We start from the raw sequence: 15780 nt of genomic DNA, 5'->3' as shown, positions 1-15780 counted from the left end.
GTTACCACGATGCCCGGAAGTAAAGGTGATCCCGGCTAAAATCGAAGCCGGTCAGTACGCTGTTAACGTACGTTTTCAGTGAGTCGACAAGCATCCAGTACACATCGCCGTAGTCGCGAGAGTCATCGGGGAACTCCTCATGGCAGTTCGCTTCATTCAATCGTGACAACAGCATCTGCAGCATCTGGACGTCGTTGCGGTCGAACGCCATCAGCTCACCGCTTTTGACGTCCCCGACACTGTTGTCCACCCAATGCATCAACGCAGTAAACCCGCGAAAATGACAGGTGTTAACCAGCAGCGGCGGATGGTAGTGATTACACGTTTTGTGGTTGTATATTCGCGGCGCCTGTTCACAGTTACCGCCGTCCTCCAGCCACGCTGGTGAACACGGCACCCAGTCACCAACAGGTGTCCAGTCGCCGTTTACCGGCAACATTGAATAGTCAGCCTTACGCTGACGGAAAAAGTCGATATCAAGCCCCATGGGTCACTCCTCTCGGTAAACAGGCAGGAGCTCCCCTGCAGGGAGGCCCTGCCGGGTAAAATGCGCGCCTTAATCAGGCGACGCGTTGAGTCAACTTTCTGCGTTGGGATAACACCTCATCCATCCACGTAATCACTTGCCAGTGGTACGGAAGGTCGGCATTACACAAACTGTCCCGATACCGTTCAAGGTGCAAACAGATAGAGCGATCCCCCATCGCCGCAGCGTCAACGTATCCCGGAGCTGAAAGCGCCGGACGCTGCAGATGATGACGCAGCCATATCAGCGGTTGTTCCCAACCTGATTGGCTGGAGAGCTCCCGCTCAATGCGCACGCATCCAGGACACAGATTGTGTATCAGGATGAGTACCAGGCGGTTAAAGAAATCCGACGCCTCATCCCCGGGGACAATCTCCTGCACGGGCAGGGTATCGGCCGGCCATGAAGACAGGCGGATACCAGGGCCAGCAAATGCGCCGCCGGCAAACAGCTGCCCCGCGACATCAATACCTGCAGGTCTTGCAGATGCCGGCAGCAACCAGAACATCTCGGTCACCGCCAGGGTAAAATCAATCCACGCGTCCTGGGACGGTGGTGCGTCAAAATACACAGTAGTGCTCACGATAAATCCTCCAGAAACAAAAAATGGGGGGATTTATCCCCCGGACGGGAATAAATCCCGTCAGGGTGTACTGCTTACGTGTTACGCAAATCGCCGTACCTCAATACGCTGTATCGAGCGCAGCAATCACTTCGTCAGACTCTCTGTCACGTTTACCCTCCGCCACAGCGCGCTCCCAGACTGACGCGTTAACTTCCTTCCCTATTTTGTCCAGGACATTCATCACATCCTTTCCGGTTTCGGGAAGTGCAGGTAACCCGCTCTTCTGCAGAGCAAACAGGAAATACCCAAACGCAAAGCCGGCGCTATGAACGGCAACCTCAACGAGCGTCATACCGCTTGCCGGATCGCGCTCCACATCAAAACCAAGCCGATGGAACGCTCGGGCGCTCATCAGCTCGCTTTCGAGCAGGCACAGGTAGCGCAGCATATCGAGAGGGGTTTTCAGGTAATCGATAGTGGTATTCATGGATAAATCCTCGCACGTGGGGGATTTATCCCCTGGCGGGAATAAATCCCCGACAGGGTTGGGCGTCGACCACGGTATAGCCGTCGCAATGTCATTGTTTTCAAATTCAGAAACCGAGCGCCGCAATGGCCTCATCAGCCTCACCGTTAACCTTGCCGTAGGACAAACTCCACGCCCACGCTTCTTTGTGGGCGTCGTTGCCAAGACTGTCCAGGTTGCTCAAGACTTCCCGGCCAGCATCAGACAACGTCGGCAATCTATCCCTCTGCAGGTAGTAGAGAAAGAACCCGAAAGCCTCACCAATACTGATAACCTTATTCTCCAGGTCGGTCAGTTCACGAGGTTCATCCCGCTCCTGATCGAGCCCGAGTCGTCGATAGGCTCTTGCGGTATACAGTTCACCTTCAATAGCGCAAAGGTAGAAAAGCACGTCCTGTGATGTCTTGAGGTCGAAAACATTCGTGCGGAAGTTAATGTGCGTATTCATCGGTAAATCCTCTTGTAAGATGGATTTACCCCCTGAACGGGAGTAAATCCCGTCAGGGTATAGGGGGGTTAAAGCGACCGCTTTAAAAACGGTAACGCAGTCTGGCCAAATGCTCGGCCTGCTGACAGGCGAGCCCTAACGTTGAAAAGCAGGCTGCAAATCAGCAGATTCAAAACCCCGGCTTGCCGGTATCTTGAGCCGATATTCAGCCCCTTTGACTGGATGCAGCCTATGCATGAAACAATGGAACAGGCGTTTTCCCAACCAAAATGAGCTAACTTCTTGCGTCTCCATGTACTGCCACACTTCACCAAAATTCTCAGCGATAGTGGGATCCGGCAGTTCACGGTTTGCTGCCCGTTTGGCTAATTCTGCCCACATGTAATGCCATTCATTACTGTCGGCGGTGACAAGTGAAATACCATTCATAGGATAATCCTCTTTCAAATGTTGAAGCGGAGGATCTATCCCCAGACGGGTATAAATCCCCGTCAGGGTATAAGTGGTTAAAGCAAGCGCTTTAGAATCGGTAACGCAGCCTGGCCAGATGCTCGGCCTGCTGACAGGCGAGCCGGTAGGCCTTTCTGCGCTCGGTATGTTTGCAAGGCAACGCAACACGGGTGCTTACGTAGGTATATTCACCTTTGTACCAACCCTTGCGGAACGTCAGTACCGCGTTGACCGAACCATCATCACTGCAGATAACATGCGCGCGAACGGCAAAATTACCTGCTGCATTGACGTACCAGTCAGTAAACCGCGGCGGCGCCATGCGAAAAGATATTCGCTGGACGGTCGTTATGACACGGTGCAGGGTTGAGATGAAATCAGGAACAGCTGAAGAAGTAAAAGCAGACATGGTGTATCTCCTGTAATGAAGAGACACCAGCCCGAGGGGAAGGTATCTCCCCGGGGGATTGGACTGCGGTAATCGCAATCGTCAGTACATCTGTCATTACCTTCATCACCGTTAAGTGATCCCTGTTCTCAAAGGTTAAACAGGGTTACCGCCACTGGGGCTTCCTCTTTCAGGCTACGAGGCTATTTGCAGTCACCCGAAGGCATTTCTCACAGACCGCTGAAACTTTGGTTGGCACTCACCCGAAGGCGCTTCTCACAGAGTGCTGAAGCATTGGCTGGTTGTCCGAAGACAACGAGTAAGCCTGTTCATTTTCAGAGCAAATCTGAGATGTGTCAACCCCCCAGATAAACGATATACTCTTACATTACTAATGGGATACAAAAATGATTAAATTTTCCAATAATCTCTGGTTAACCTGCCATTAAACTTAGAAGGATATAATTATGGCAAAACTTAGAAATAGATTTTGTGTTGAACTTTGGGATGCAACATCAGCAATATCTGTTATGAAAATGCTGGCAGAACAGGCTGAATACAATATCAAACGAGCTGTAGATGAGGTCTGTAAGCCTGATGCTGTATTAGAAGAGGTGTATGATGATTATGGAGAAGATGAACATGGAGTGCCTTACACCTTTGAACGAACCTGTTACACTTACGGATCATGTATTGGTCTCGATCGTGATGAAGTAAAAAATGAATATATATATTTAATTACCCAACTCACTCGACGCTCAGCATTTCTTACAATCTATGGTCTTTTCGAACACCGTATGAATGAATGCGTAAAACTGATGCTTGATTTATGTGGTTATACTGAAAAGCTAGAAAAAGGAACTCTGGAAAAAACGCATCAGGTTCTAAAGAAGGGGATTGGAGCAAAAGGTATTGTTGATGTCGACCATCTTACAATACTCCGTAACATTATGGCTCACGGAGATGGTATTTATACTGAATATAAACAAATCATCAATAAGTCCACAAAGAAAACCCCTAGTGAAAAGCGAACGATAAATGCATTAAACAGGGCCATGTCAAACTCTTTAATCACCGTAAATGATTTTGGTGGTGTATTATTAAAAGATAACTTTCTAAGTGACATCACAAATGAAATTGAGCGCTATATTGCAAGTTTAAATAAAGAAGTGGAAAAATACAGTAATTAAGACAGCAACATTATCCATTTAGAATTACATTTTAGAGGTCGCAGCCCTGTGTGAGCTGCGACCGTTTAACACTACTTACTCAATATCATTTTTAAAATAGACTTGTCGAATATAACGTCCCCGACCATCCCCGTGACCTAAATCCATCGAGACCAATGCATTTGCTTCCTCTCTGCTCATGCCATTTTTAACGTGATGCGTTACAGCATCCCTGGCATAGGCATATCTCAAACTATGGGGCGCATCCTTTCCAGTCATACCAGCCTCACGTACGATATTTCTGTATCGCTCTATTGCCGTATGCAGAGATGGCTTATCAATCAGCTTCCCTCTATTCTCACTACAATGCTTTATCGCCTTATTCAAAATGGACAAGACCTTCTCGCGATTAAATACTGTTGTTTCCCGGGCCCGCCCCCCTTTCGTCCCGAAAATGACCTTAACCCTATCATTGCCATTCAAAATGGCCTGCTTCCAGGTTTTTAGTGACTTGGCAGACTGGACTGTTTCTTCTGTTCTCAATCCCAGGTAACGGGACAACTGCACACCTATTGCTACGCCCTCATCTTTTTTAAACGCATAGCTAACAATTGCGGCCAACTTATCATCCGGAAGCGCTGTTTTAGTTCCGTCGCGACTTGCCCCTGAGATACCTAATGCCTGGTTACTCAATTTCTCATGCGAAGGATCAGCAAGTTTATTCCGTCCTGCAACTGACATGATCGAACGTACCGCTGCCATTTCATTTTGAAGTGTGCGTTTTGATATATCTTCAGCCATACGGCTACTAATATACTTTTCGATATGAGACGTCTTGACGTGTTTTACATCACGGATTTGGATATTTAATTTTGCAAGGCGTTCAGAAAAACGCTCTGCTATTCTCGAACGGTCTGCGACAGTTTTAAAACTTCCTCGTCCCTGGCGGGCGAGCGTAACCAGCTGCTTGCTGAGCTTTGACATAACTTCTCCTCCCACGGGATACACACCCCTCTGCTTTCCACAAAGCAGACGGATCTGTATCCCGATAATTTCAACCCCGACGACACGGTTACTTTTGCGCTTCCTGCGTCTCGACTGGTATCTGTGCATCGGGGCGGCGAAATGTTGAGTTATTTCGAAGCTCCCCAGGTCTCTGACCTGTTCGCGGCTTACGCCGGGCTGACGTTCGTCAGACTGCTTCCACACACTACTGTTCGTAGTGTCGCCATCGATACCGAGTCGATTTCCTCCTTTTAGATAGTGAAACGTTCAAAACGGTGTTTTCCGTCGTAATTACGTTGAAGTGAATGAGTGTTTAAAACCGTACTGACACGGACTACGTGTTGGTCAGATGGTAGTAAAACGTTGAAAGCCACGTCGTGCGTGGGTTGAGACGTTATGCGCTACGCGCGTCACTTGGTAGTGTCTTCGCCACTTCACAAGTGACGCGCGCTCCTCTGCTCCTAATGATACTCACGTAAGCGGCCAAATGTACCAAATGGCCTTATACGTGCGTTCAAAAGTCGCATCGTCAGCAACACGTCATAAAAGATAAAAGAATCAAAACGTTGAAGCGTAAAACCTCGCCGTGGCGAGCTTTATCGCTGAAAGACGTAATACATACGTTATTGGTGAAAGGAACCGTACCAGGACTGGCGCGGTTGAGTCGTTAATGAACCTTCATCACAGTCGTGATCTCCGTTCTCAAAGGGTAAACGGAGGTACCGCCACATGGGCATCCTCTTCCAGGCTACGAGGATATTGTGACCACCCGAAGGCGTTTCTCACAGGTCACATGAAACATTGGATGGCACTCACCCGAAGGCGTCTCTCACAGAGTGCTGAGACATTGGATGGTCGTCCGAGGACGACGATACAGCTCGGCTAGGGTAAGCGATCCTCCTGATTACAGTCAATTACCCATATCTATTTTCATTCAATTTTTTGATGTTGAATAAGATGAAAACAGTGGTTCTTTACCTTTTTTGGACTTCCCCGTATGAATATGATTAATATCAGTAATTAACTCATCGACTCTCATTTGTACTCTTACATCAACCTCATCATGTAGGATATAGTTAAGTTTGTAATATGGATAAGCATCTATGCATGAAAGTCTGTATGCTTCTATTTTTTCACCATTAAAAATGAAAGCCCTATAATCATTATCGGTAACTTTAACAAATCTCGCTGTCAATCCGCGACGAAATGTTTTGTACTCCCCACCACAATAAAACCTAGCAGAGGAATCTAACTCGATTGACTCCTTCATGAAGGAAGTTTCAACTTCATTCTTATGCTTCACCAGGTGAATGGAAATTAGAACAATCAATACGGCCAATGGGAATGCAATAGGCAAAGCATCATACCGGGCCCGCAAGAAATAATGCACCTTCCCGTTCTTTCCAGTAAACATCCCCTCCACTGATTTATTTTCGAAACATATAATAAAAATATAGATAAAACCAGAGAGCAAAAACAAAAGAAAAGCCAGAGCAACAATAAAAAATACATATGTAATTATTCTTGACGATGCGAATTCATATGTTACATCCATATACTCCATTGTTTTGTATTTTGAGAAAGAATAAATACAGTAAACAATAACCAAAGAGATAATTCTTGCCACCCAAATAACCCGCTTTTTAGAGTCATCCACCTCCCCCTTTGGGTTTAATATATACAAATAAGCAGAAACAATCATTAAGAAAACAGAAACAAACAAAATACCTAGTGGGTAATCATAAATCAAGTAACATTCAGTCAGCATCAAATAAACAACCATAAGCACGGTTGCAGCATACAAACATAAAAGAGAACTCTCATACCTGGATATTTTTATTCTATTTTTACGAACTCTTCTTTCGAGAAACTTCCTAGTCATTAGCCTAGCGGATGGAGTCATTATCGATACAACAAAACCAAACATATTTATAAATATAAATACTGAAAACCATCCTGATTCAGAAGAAAAAAGACAGGAAATAGCAACCCCAAAAAGGAATACATACTGCAAATAAATGATTTTATTAGGCCTTAGTACCGTTTCCCTACTCTTCATTGATCCAACCTCTTATGTATAACAATTTACTTAGCGGCTATATATTAGCAACTAACTTTTGGGATGTCTGAGTATCTGGTTGTAAAGGCAGGAGACAACTTCTCTCTACGCATTTTCCAACCAGGATCGTCATTATGCATCCCTTGTCCTGCAAACCATACCTTCGTCTTCCCTGAGTTGTTCAACCCATCCAGCAATGTCATTAACTTATCGCTATTTCGATGTAGTTTGAAATCGTCAAATAACGTCAGTTGTGACACAGCACTGCTGCGAAAATCACTAAGCATAACACCTGCCCGATGATAACGATGCCCCGAAATAAATACGGCCTCTAACGCTTTGACTGCCGCCCCAATTATAGCCCTGGTATCCTGAGTTGCGACGGCTAATTCAGTTGAAGCCTGGTTCTTATAAAACACCTCATTTTCAGCAAATGGGCTGGTGCTGACAAAAACACTGATCCTCTTGCAATACTGGTGCTCAGCCCGTAGCTTTTCAGCTGCACGCTCAGCATGTGCGCAAATTGCCTGGTGCACGCTGTCCTCATCTGTTGGTTTTTCACCAAAAGAACGGGAACAAATGATCTGTTCTTTAGGCGCCGCAAACTCCTCCAGGCCCAGGCAAGATATTCCGTTTAGCTCCCGAACGGTCCTTTCAACCACAACGGAAAAGTTTTTGCGTGCGAATACCGGCGAGAGTCTGGAAAGTTTCAGCGCAGTATCGATACCCATCAGCTGCAGCTTTTTGGCCAACTGCCTCCCAATCCCCCAGACTTCCTCTACCGGCACCAGGGCCATCAGCTTTTCCTGGCGCTGCCGGCAACTCAAGTCAACGACCCCCTTTGTCGCTGGCCAACGTTTACTGGCGTACTGGGCCAGCTTGGCCAGCGTCTTCGTCGGTGCGATCCCGACTCCCACTGTCAGATGCGTGCGGCGCCGTATCTGCTCACGCAGCTGCTGGCCGAACTCATCCAGCGCGGTCAGCCTTCTCATCCCAGTGAGATCACAGAATGCCTCATCAATACTGTATATTTCGACGCGAGGGGTCAGTTGCTGCAAAATAGTCATGACTCTGTCAGACATGTCAGAATACAGACTATAATTGCTGGAAAAGGCCACTACGCCTCTGCGCTCGGCCTCCCTGGCCACCTTGAACCAGGGGTCCCCCATTTTGTATCCGAGCCGTTTGGCGGCAGCCGATCGCGCAATAATACAGCTGTCATTGTTGGACAAAACCACGACTGGTTTCCCCCTTAGATCCGGCCGAAATACGGTCTCGCAGGATGCATAGAAGCTGTTGACATCAACCAGGGCAAACATGGTCAGGAATCCCGTGATTTAAAGCTGTGGACGAGATGGCGTACAACTCCAAACACTACGGTGTCGACATCCTCCGTCAGGGGGATCGGTGAATATTCCGGATTGGCCGGCAGCAATGCCGGCATCGGCAGCAACTGGAGTCGTTTACAGGTGAACTCACCGTCAACGGCCGCAATAACAATGTCACCGTGGCGCGCCTGGCGAATGCACTCGACAACTAGAAGATCTCCGTCACGAATGCCGGCGTTCCGCATCGAATCACCCTCGGCACGAACCAGGTATGTGCTCTCCGGGTAGTGGATAAAGAAGTCATCCAGCGACAGGCGTTTTTCGACATAGTCCTGCGCCGGCGACGGGAAGCCACACGATACCCCGTCACCAAAAATCGGGACACCGGCCCTCTTCTTCTGCGGGTCTGCTTGCATTTCAAGGGCGGTATAAGCCATCAGATACATAGCTCACCTTTATGAATAAACTGTTCATACATACAGTATAATAATAAGAATTTTACTATGACAAGGGAGAAATCAGGCAGGAGCAGCAAAGCGATGAGTTACAATGAGAAATTGAGAAATATGGAGGCCTGACGATGACCCACTCATGCAACCTGGCCAACTTGTCCAAAGAGGATATGGGTAAGGTGAACGTCGACCTGGCTGCCGGCGACGTTGCCTTCAAGGAACGCTACAATTATGCCAGAGCTCACTGAGTTGGTTAAAGCTAAACACCCTAAGTACTTGTGGGCATACTTCAAAGAGCGTCACCCCATCACTGAGTGCAGAAAAAGGGCAGTTTAATATCGGACATCTTTGTACATCATGATCACTTTTTTTACCAATCATGACACATGAGGCATTAATTTTAGCCAGCCCTTTTCCTCTCTAGATTCCTTCACTCTAGGCTGATAGATACGCTTTACCTATTTCAAAGATGTCGTACCTAACAGTAATGTGTTACCTGTTTCCAATACATTAATAAGAGAACGATGCCAAACCATTCTTTCGTGCTCATTGTCTAGTCCACATCTTCGGATATCAGTATGCAATCGTCGTAGCAGTTGTGCTTATCGAAGTCCTGTAATCCAAGGTAGGTATTGAAACTTAATCTCCCTCCGTTTGCAGCTTCGGGCTGCGGCGTAATGCCGCTAGCCAGCGATAGTGCGAGCAAAGTTTCGTTCCAGTACGGGCGTTTCATACTATGCTGAGAAATATGTGATACCGAGCGAACACGCGACAGTCGTTGAGGCCGTAGAATACATGATTTATGTGCTTCAACACTATCTGAGTCATCAACCAGCAGGATCCTATAGACCTGTGTTTGAGACAGTTGTTTGATGATGCTCGACGCAAACTCACTGAATCCAATGATAATAAACGTGTCTCCTTTTTCGGCTCGAGCAGGTAGTTCTCGGATAATCCGAACATCGACCAATTGAGGGAAGTGGCCCATCATCCGATTTGCATAAGGGTTATTCTGCACCACCGCATAAACGTTTCCGCCCTGACTGTTAATAATGCTGTCATCAATGCAATAGGCCATCAAGGCTGCATCATCTTTTTGGTATTTCAACACCTCGGTTTTGTTAATTTTGTTGAACTCGTAAAACTCACATGCTGTCGAGGCCGGTAATATCAAAGGGATGGATTGACGGACGTATAATGGTAATGCCGCCAGTGCTGCAAAACTGGAAAAATGACCAACAACCACCTCTGCACCCCATTCAATTAATTCAATAGCGGCACGTTCTCCTCCTGTTTTCGATTTTTCATCGTTGACAATTTTCAACGTGTTTTTTTTGAATTCAGGGAAATACTTGAGGCTATAATTAATAGCCTCAATAAAGGTTTGAGTATGGCTATTGGCATCTTTCCCTAACGCAATCGCCAATCCGATTTTTTTCATCGTGTCGTCACAACCACTTGCTGGCTGTAATTCATGGCTTTCTCTTCTGTCTCTTGTCGGCTGTCACCCTTAACGCCCAAGAAACCGATAATGTCGTTCCCCAACGGCGGGCGTTTGATGACACTACCGAGCGGCGAAATGATTTTCAGCATGAAGGTGTTCGGATCCTGCATGATGTGTTCGGGGACGCTGATGGTGTCAATGCGCCCTGGCGCAGAGATCAGGCAAAGCGCGAACGTATGTTTACCGGTTGGTGCATAACACAGGTAGTCCGGCTTCCGCCCAATAGCCATATCAATGACCGCTTTTATTGGGCAATAGCCAGCAGAGATCCGGGCCATAAAATCAAGTCCGCCACCACCGGGCCGGGCGGCAATCTCTACGATATAAGGCTCCCCCTGATGGAATCGGATCTCAGCGTGCATCACACTGCGCGTCAGTCCCTGAGCCACGGCGCCGGCATGCACCGCTTCGTGCACACGCTTCAGCTCCAAGCCATCAAGATCGGTCGGCGTGTGATGAACATCATCATCAAATGAGTTTCCTTCCAGCGTGACACGATCGACGATGGAGCCCAGCACCGTGACACCGTCCCAAATATAGGCCTCGATCAGGAATTCACGCCCATCCAGATACGACTCTACCAGCAACGAGTTGAGGCCCAGCACATCCGTGATCCCTTCATTTTTAAACTGGCTCATTTCTGAGATGCCGATCAAGGCCTTAGGAAAGAACTCAGCCATTTGCTCAGGTGTGTCGACACGATAGACAAACTGACTGGCCGAACCCAGTGTAGGCTTGAGGATCACCGGATAACCGAGTGCAGTCGCCGCTTCCAGTGCTTCAGGCAGCGCCGATGTCAAACGAAATTCTGGGTGAGGGGCCTGCCCGGCCCGGTGGGCTTCGCGCATAGCGATCTTGTTGCGACTTTTTACCGCAGCCTCGACCGAGATGCTCGGCAGTTGCAGTGCGTCGGCGATTATAGCCGTGGCGATCACGCTGTTTTCCGCGAAAGTGAACACCCCGTCAAAGTGAAAATCCTGATGCAGCTGAGCGGCAAGTGAGGTCAAGTCATTGATATTCATACTGTTGGAAATAAAAAACCGCCCGGCATGCCAGTGATCGCTGTCAGCCAACCCGGACAGGACATACAGTTCAATACCGTACTGCTCCACCTGTTGGTAACGCGAATTGTAGTAATCGCCAAATTGCCCGACTTCAATCGCCAATAATTTCATTTTGTTTTTCCTTTAAAGACCAGGGTTGATGCCAGAAGCGCTAGGAAGGCCACCGCCAGTGCCAGCGCCACATATCCGGCAAGTACTGTGGTGCTATCGACCAGCTCGCCAATGGCGTAGGTCAATACGACGGCTGACGTCAGTCCAATCGCGTTGCTGAAGCCGAAGAAACGGCCGGTGTAATGAGAAGGGATGGTGTTGAACATCAGAGTGCGGCACGAGATGCGCGCCAGACCAAAACACACCGCGCCAAGCGGGAAGAAGACCATCAGCCACGGCAGCGTAAATTGCGGCTGCAGGGCGATAAATACCGCATTCGCCACGTAGCCGAACATAACTATCGTCAGTAAGGAAAAACGCTTCTGCAGGAACGGTGTCATGGCGGCGGCGATGGCCACCCCCACGCCGGCCAGCGCGTCAACCACGCCCAAAACGCCGGCGCCGGAGGCGAAGTGTTTAGTGACCAACAGCACCAACAGCATATTGCTGACCGTTACAATGATGTTGCCGACGCCATACAGCAACATCAGCCAAGGTTTTCTTACGGCAGACACGGTTGCCCCCGGTACAGATTCTGAGGGAGTGTCGCCTTCGGACATCTCATCAGACTCCTGTCCACGAGGCACCAGCATGAAAAACAGCACTGCACCGACGAAGAAGGTGATGGCGTTCAGCACAAACACGAAATCCACACCAATTAGTTGAATGAGGAACCCACCGATAGCTACCGATGTCAAAGCACCGATTTGCACCGCCATTTCGAGTTTGGCATTGAATGCAGCCATTCTGCTCGACTCTACAGAGTCTTTGATGATGGCGTTATTGGCCGGGAAGAACATGGCCATCGTCATGGACAGCATAAAACTGCAGACAAAAATGACCATCGAGGGATCGGTGAATGTATTGATGCCGGCTAAAACACCAATGACGATGACCGCATTGACCACGTTGGTGATAATGCAGATCTTCTTTCTGTCACAGGTATCGGACAACTTGCCGAACAACACCGAGAAGAAAGCTTGCGGCAATGCGATCAGGATGAACAGTGTGCCCACGGCTTTCGCCGTTCCCATACTCTGTGAAATGATCAGCGCGTTGGCGATGGTGAGTATCCCACTTCCCAGGGTGGAAACCAGCGACGCGGCAAGGATTAAGTTTTCGTTTCTTTTGCTGATCTGGCGAGTAGTGACGTTCAGCAAAATGGTTTCATTGCTCATTCGTTAACTCCGTGAATGACATACTGACTGATCTGCTCGGACAACGCCGGGGCGATCTTGAAAATAGAGGCATCGCACGCTTCAACGGCAATGCATCCGGTGATGTCATGCCGACCCCAATAAGCGGTGTTTTGCCGCTTTTCAGTCGGCAATTCAAAGTAGGGCGATACGGCAACATCCACCTGGTCATATTTGACGCGCAACCGGTCAAGCAAATACTGCTTACACGCCTGCAGGCCGTTACTGTCTGGTGGCATCGGGTAGGAAAATCGACTTGCGCTCACTTTCAGCACCCGGCGCTCCGGCGACGGCACACACCATGAACGATGCTCATCCCCCATCGTCAGCACTGGCTTTAACAAGTACGCCCGGGCATCGTTGAGGTGCACGTCAAGGTGTACCTGGTATTGCGGTACCGGAACGGAACCTGATCGGCTAATGTGTCGGATGAGAGGGCGACTCGCCGTGCAAATCACTGCAGTGTAACTTTTACGCTCGCCGTTAACGCTAAAATGTCTCCCCTCTCGAATGGTGTTGAGCTCCACGCGCGTATGCGGTTTCAACACGATCGTATCTGTGTTTGCCAACGCCTGACACAAATGTGCATATACCTTTTGTGCATCGAGGAGAATGGCATCATGGCCGACAAATATCCGCCGATTGGCTTTGGGCAAGCGCAACAGGCTGTTTTGTACCGACAACACAGGATCCTGAATGTCGTAACCTATCGACAAGGTGTCATAAAGCTGCGCTAAGCGACGACAGTCAGCGTCATCTACCACACGAATGGATTGTGTCTGGCAACCAAACGTCTTATGGCCAGTGCCGATGAATTGGCGCCAGAAAGTAAGCGAGTGGGCTGCCAGCGATTGCAACGCGGCATTGTTTTCGTGTACATGTTTCCACAGGCGACCATGCGCCCACGACAGATTGGTGGCGTTCGGAATTGCCGCGGCATCATACAGCTCAACGCTTGCGCCCTTACGAGCGCAAGCCAGCGCGGTCATGACGCCGGTAATACCGGCACCGATGATGGCGATGTTAGGACGCATGTGACCCACTCTTGGTGAAAAAAGTGGTGATCGGCGACAGCTCTGGCAAGACCCATTGTTCACTGCCGTTCAGCGGGTTGGTATTCACTATAGCGTGGTGAAGATCAATCATGATCAACCCCAGTCCGTCGACAAGTACCCGCAATTGTTGATTGATCGCCTTCAAGCTGATGTCGCTTTCCCCCGCAACCAGTTCCTGCAAGCGACCAATATGGTGCAGACACCAATCTGCCAGCCGGCTTTGACTGAACGTTTCGAGACGACAAGTCAGAGTCAGGCGCTGATTCATGGTGTCAACCAGCAGAGGGGTATTGCCTTCATCGTCATTCAGGCGCAATTCCCAGCGCTGCGTAGTGTATGCCCGTACAAGCGCATTCCAGGCGTCAATTAGCCGCTCGTTAAGGATTTGACTGAGGGCATCCCGACTGAAATTGTTCCGGTTGTGCTCCGGACTAGTCAGGCAAAGGTAGAAACGGGCATAGTCGCGAGGCAGGGTTTTCACCAAATCGCGGGCCCAGATCAAATGACCGCGGCTGGTTGAAAACTTGGCGTTTTCCAGTTCGTAAAACTCATTAGGCACGATGGTGTCAGGCAACAGGTACTTGCCCTCATGCGCCATCAGCAAAGCAAGATGTGTGACTCCCCAAAAATACGAGTTGTCGAAGCCGAGGAAATACGCCAAGCGATTGCCAGTTTCTGCACGCCAGGTTGCATCCGTCGGTGCCGTATCGTTTTCGCCACAGGCGTTGCAATACATCGATGCCGGCATTCCTTCAGCCCAGGCGTTGATCACTTGTCCTTCGGTGCCGGGAAAATGTGATGGCAGCCCCCAAGTGATGGGGTAAGTAATTGGGAAATCGATCAATTCACGACTGAATAGCTCCGTCATCAGTTGAAGGATGTGTGGGCGCCAAATACCTTTTTTCGCGCTGTAATAACGCTCCAGTTCAGCTCTGTACTCTTCAAGCGGGAACACCAGGATCTTCGTTTCCCTGCACTCCAACGATTCATAGGGAGGCAGTGTTGCCACCGGATTTTTTAATCCGTCAAAGTTGTTGGGGTGTCCGCAATTTTCACACAATCCACCACGGGACTGTGCCAGACAAATCGGGCACTCACCGGATACGAATGACTCCACCATAAACGTATTGCGGAGTGTCGAGTACGGAAGTCTGACAGTTTTTAGTCGGAACTTGCCCTGTTCATACAATGGAGATAAAAAGGCGTACACCATTTTTTTATAGCCATCGTCGAACTGGGCATAGCCATCCAGCGCAACCCCCCAATCATTCAGGCTCTGTCTGATGTCATCGGCAGCCTGACGGCACAAATTCTCCGGTGACGTACCCAGCTTGCAGGCGCTGGTGACAACATAGGTTTGACTGTCGTCAGTACCGGTCGCGTAATTGACACGTTCTCCGATCAGACGCAAGTAGCGTGCGTAAATATCGCCGGCCAAATAAGGCCCAGCCATGTGGCCAACATGCAGATCGCCATTGGGCGTGGGCGGCGGAGCAATAACGAGGGTTTTAGACATGACCTAACACCTGATTTTTTTGTTGGTGACGTTGAATAAAACGCGAAGACATCTCCGCATCCCACCAAATGCTGTACATTTCAAACGGTTCAAGGCTTTCATTTAGCACGCAATGCCGGGTGAATGGTGGGAACTGCACTGTGTCGCCGGCTTTAAAGCGAGTTTTCTCACCTTCGCACACGATGAAGGCCTCGCCTTTAATGGCGACGAATATCTCGTACTCGTGATGTTCATGCGGTGTGGATACCGCACCGGGCGCGATAACACACCATGAACTTTCGAACGGTGCGTTCAGTTCGGGCCACGGCATCAAACGCTGAGCGTGCAGATTGTTCTCGAATCGCATAGTGGTGCGATCAAGTGGTTTGAAGGAATGCAT

General features: G+C 49.0%; 17 protein-coding genes and 1 pseudogene. 2 read left to right on the top strand and 16 right to left on the bottom strand.

Going from position 1 to position 15780, the window contains the following annotated elements; translation table 11 throughout:
• Window position 1: 1 nt before the first annotated feature.
• From HF675_RS04105 to HF675_RS04080, 6 genes are all read right to left on the bottom strand, one after another.
• Complete coding sequence (locus HF675_RS04105) at window positions 2-487, bottom strand: hypothetical protein (protein ID WP_187044111.1); 486 nt, start codon at window positions 485-487, stop codon at window positions 2-4.
• A 73-nt stretch (window positions 488-560) separates the two neighbouring features.
• On the bottom strand, window positions 561-1109 hold the full coding sequence (locus HF675_RS04100; RefSeq protein ID WP_187044110.1) for a hypothetical protein: 549 nt from the start codon (window positions 1107-1109) through the stop codon (window positions 561-563).
• A gap of 100 nt (window positions 1110-1209) precedes the next feature.
• Complete coding sequence (locus HF675_RS04095) at window positions 1210-1578, bottom strand: hypothetical protein (RefSeq protein ID WP_187044109.1); 369 nt, start codon at window positions 1576-1578, stop codon at window positions 1210-1212.
• Between the two features lie 106 nt (window positions 1579-1684).
• Complete coding sequence (locus HF675_RS04090; RefSeq protein WP_187044108.1) at window positions 1685-2065, bottom strand: hypothetical protein; 381 nt, start codon at window positions 2063-2065, stop codon at window positions 1685-1687.
• A gap of 135 nt (window positions 2066-2200) precedes the next feature.
• Window positions 2201-2494: a hypothetical protein gene (locus tag HF675_RS04085; RefSeq protein ID WP_187044107.1), complete on the bottom strand. Its 294-nt coding sequence runs from the start codon at window positions 2492-2494 to the stop codon at window positions 2201-2203.
• Between the two features lie 91 nt (window positions 2495-2585).
• The gene (locus HF675_RS04080) at window positions 2586-2924 is read right to left on the bottom strand and encodes a hypothetical protein (protein ID WP_187044106.1); all 339 of its coding nucleotides are present in this window, start codon (window positions 2922-2924) and stop codon (window positions 2586-2588) included.
• 446 nt (window positions 2925-3370) lie between these two features.
• Between HF675_RS04080 and HF675_RS04075 the strand changes: the two genes are divergently transcribed.
• Entirely contained in the window at window positions 3371-4093 is a 723-nt protein-coding gene (locus HF675_RS04075) for a hypothetical protein (protein WP_187044105.1), read from the top strand.
• A gap of 75 nt (window positions 4094-4168) precedes the next feature.
• On the opposite strand, the gene HF675_RS04070 is transcribed toward HF675_RS04075, so the two are convergent.
• The 4 genes from HF675_RS04070 to umuD form a co-directional block, all read right to left on the bottom strand.
• Entirely contained in the window at window positions 4169-5056 is an 888-nt protein-coding gene (locus HF675_RS04070) for an integrase domain-containing protein (protein ID WP_187044104.1), read from the bottom strand.
• Between the two features lie 955 nt (window positions 5057-6011).
• A complete protein-coding gene (locus HF675_RS04065; protein WP_187044103.1) occupies window positions 6012-7136 on the bottom strand; it encodes a hypothetical protein in 1125 nt (374 codons plus the stop codon).
• Window positions 7137-7180: 44 nt separating this feature from the next.
• Window positions 7181-8455: a translesion error-prone DNA polymerase V subunit UmuC gene (gene umuC, locus HF675_RS04060; RefSeq protein WP_187044102.1), complete on the bottom strand. Its 1275-nt coding sequence runs from the start codon at window positions 8453-8455 to the stop codon at window positions 7181-7183.
• A gap of 2 nt (window positions 8456-8457) precedes the next feature.
• A complete protein-coding gene (gene umuD / locus HF675_RS04055) occupies window positions 8458-8901 on the bottom strand; it encodes a translesion error-prone DNA polymerase V autoproteolytic subunit (RefSeq protein WP_187044693.1) in 444 nt (147 codons plus the stop codon).
• Window positions 8902-9044: 143 nt separating this feature from the next.
• On the opposite strand from umuD, the pseudogene HF675_RS04050 reads away from it, so the two are divergent.
• Window positions 9045-9216 (top strand): annotated as a pseudogene (locus HF675_RS04050) (DNA polymerase III subunit theta); the annotation flags it as partial.
• 253 nt (window positions 9217-9469) lie between these two features.
• Here HF675_RS04050 and HF675_RS04045 read toward each other — a convergent pair.
• From HF675_RS04045 to HF675_RS04020, 6 genes are read right to left on the bottom strand one after another with little or no spacing between them, the layout of a single operon-like run.
• Window positions 9470-10357: a hypothetical protein gene (locus tag HF675_RS04045; RefSeq protein WP_187044101.1), complete on the bottom strand. Its 888-nt coding sequence runs from the start codon at window positions 10355-10357 to the stop codon at window positions 9470-9472.
• Window positions 10354-11595, bottom strand: coding sequence for an ATP-grasp domain-containing protein (locus tag HF675_RS04040; RefSeq protein ID WP_187044100.1), 1242 nt, complete (start codon window positions 11593-11595; stop codon window positions 10354-10356). Before HF675_RS04040 ends, HF675_RS04045 begins: the two co-directional genes overlap by 4 nt.
• Entirely contained in the window at window positions 11592-12812 is a 1221-nt protein-coding gene (locus HF675_RS04035) for an MFS transporter (protein ID WP_187044099.1), read from the bottom strand. Before HF675_RS04035 ends, HF675_RS04040 begins: the two co-directional genes overlap by 4 nt.
• The gene (locus tag HF675_RS04030) at window positions 12809-13864 is read right to left on the bottom strand and encodes an FAD-binding oxidoreductase (protein ID WP_187044098.1); all 1056 of its coding nucleotides are present in this window, start codon (window positions 13862-13864) and stop codon (window positions 12809-12811) included. The genes HF675_RS04035 and HF675_RS04030 overlap by 4 nt, the downstream gene beginning before the upstream one ends.
• Complete coding sequence (locus tag HF675_RS04025; RefSeq protein WP_187044097.1) at window positions 13854-15401, bottom strand: class I tRNA ligase family protein; 1548 nt, start codon at window positions 15399-15401, stop codon at window positions 13854-13856. The genes HF675_RS04030 and HF675_RS04025 overlap by 11 nt, the downstream gene beginning before the upstream one ends.
• Window positions 15394-15780, bottom strand: a complete 387-nt coding sequence (locus HF675_RS04020; protein WP_187044096.1) for a cupin domain-containing protein — start codon at window positions 15778-15780, stop codon at window positions 15394-15396. Before HF675_RS04020 ends, HF675_RS04025 begins: the two co-directional genes overlap by 8 nt.

It is taken from the genome of Serratia sp. JUb9 (genome assembly GCF_014298095.1).
GTDB lineage: Bacteria > Pseudomonadota > Gammaproteobacteria > Enterobacterales > Enterobacteriaceae > Serratia_B > Serratia_B rhizosphaerae.
The sequence above is the reverse complement of the archived record's forward strand: the minus strand, read 5'-3'. Positions and strand labels throughout refer to the sequence as shown.

What these genes read in the sequence shown, in the direction of transcription:
- HF675_RS04105 (WP_187044111.1), bottom strand. Translation starts at nt 487, where the DNA reads ATGGGGCTTGATATCGACTTTTTCCGTCAGCGTAAGGCTGACTATTCA.
- HF675_RS04095 (WP_187044109.1), bottom strand. Translation starts at nt 1,578, where the DNA reads ATGAATACCACTATCGATTACCTGAAAACCCCTCTCGATATGCTGCGC.
- HF675_RS04090 (WP_187044108.1), bottom strand. Translation starts at nt 2,065, where the DNA reads ATGAATACGCACATTAACTTCCGCACGAATGTTTTCGACCTCAAGACA.
- HF675_RS04085 (WP_187044107.1), bottom strand. Translation starts at nt 2,494, where the DNA reads ATGAATGGTATTTCACTTGTCACCGCCGACAGTAATGAATGGCATTAC.
- HF675_RS04080 (WP_187044106.1), bottom strand. Translation starts at nt 2,924, where the DNA reads ATGTCTGCTTTTACTTCTTCAGCTGTTCCTGATTTCATCTCAACCCTG.
- HF675_RS04075 (WP_187044105.1), top strand. Translation starts at nt 3,371, where the DNA reads ATGGCAAAACTTAGAAATAGATTTTGTGTTGAACTTTGGGATGCAACA.
- HF675_RS04070 (WP_187044104.1), bottom strand. Translation starts at nt 5,056, where the DNA reads ATGTCAAAGCTCAGCAAGCAGCTGGTTACGCTCGCCCGCCAGGGACGA.
- HF675_RS04065 (WP_187044103.1), bottom strand. Translation starts at nt 7,136, where the DNA reads ATGAAGAGTAGGGAAACGGTACTAAGGCCTAATAAAATCATTTATTTG.
- umuC (WP_187044102.1), bottom strand. Translation starts at nt 8,455, where the DNA reads ATGTTTGCCCTGGTTGATGTCAACAGCTTCTATGCATCCTGCGAGACC.
- umuD (WP_187044693.1), bottom strand. Translation starts at nt 8,901, where the DNA reads ATGGCTTATACCGCCCTTGAAATGCAAGCAGACCCGCAGAAGAAGAGG.
- HF675_RS04045 (WP_187044101.1), bottom strand. Translation starts at nt 10,357, where the DNA reads ATGAAAAAAATCGGATTGGCGATTGCGTTAGGGAAAGATGCCAATAGC.
- HF675_RS04040 (WP_187044100.1), bottom strand. Translation starts at nt 11,595, where the DNA reads ATGAAATTATTGGCGATTGAAGTCGGGCAATTTGGCGATTACTACAAT.
- HF675_RS04035 (WP_187044099.1), bottom strand. Translation starts at nt 12,812, where the DNA reads ATGAGCAATGAAACCATTTTGCTGAACGTCACTACTCGCCAGATCAGC.
- HF675_RS04030 (WP_187044098.1), bottom strand. Translation starts at nt 13,864, where the DNA reads ATGCGTCCTAACATCGCCATCATCGGTGCCGGTATTACCGGCGTCATG.
- HF675_RS04025 (WP_187044097.1), bottom strand. Translation starts at nt 15,401, where the DNA reads ATGTCTAAAACCCTCGTTATTGCTCCGCCGCCCACGCCCAATGGCGAT.
- HF675_RS04020 (WP_187044096.1), bottom strand. Translation starts at nt 15,780, where the DNA reads ATGCATTCCTTCAAACCACTTGATCGCACCACTATGCGATTCGAGAAC.